This is a genomic window from Streptomyces sp. 7R007 (assembly GCF_054850255.1).
Window position 1 is genome coordinate 1 of record NZ_JBTWMV010000165.1, and the last position, 517, is coordinate 517.

The window sequence follows — 517 nt, forward strand, 5'->3', positions numbered from 1 at the left end:
GCGCTGTTCGACCCCGACCCGGAGAACCCCGCCACCAGTTACGTGCGCGAGGGCGGGTTCGTGTACGACGTGGCCGACTTCGACGCCGGTTTCTTCGGCATCAGCCCGCGCGAGGCCGTCGCCATGGACCCGCAGCAACGGCTCCTGCTGGAGACGGCGTGGGAGGCGGCGGAGCACGCGGGGCTCAACCGCGAGGCGCTGGCGGGCAGTGACACCGGGGTGTTCACCGGGATCAGCGCGCACGACTACCTGATGCTCGTCCCCCAGACCTCCAGCAACGTCGAGGGCTACATCGGCACCGGCAACCTGGGCAGCGTCGCCTCCGGGCGCATCTCCTACCTCCTGGGCCTGGAGGGCCCGGCGACGACGGTGGACACCGCCTGCTCGTCGTCACTGGTCGCGATGCACCTGGCCTGCCAGGCGCTGCGGCAGGGCGAGTGTTCGCTGGCGCTGGCCGGGGGCGCGACGGTGATGGCCACGCCCGGCGCGTTCACCGAGTTCTCGCGGCAGCGCGGGG

General features: G+C 72.3%; 1 protein-coding gene. It reads left to right on the forward strand.

The features are described 5' to 3' along the window. A partial coding sequence (locus ACYF6T_RS44620) for a beta-ketoacyl synthase N-terminal-like domain-containing protein (protein ID WP_461703716.1) occupies positions 1 to 517 on the forward strand: 517 nt, incomplete at both ends.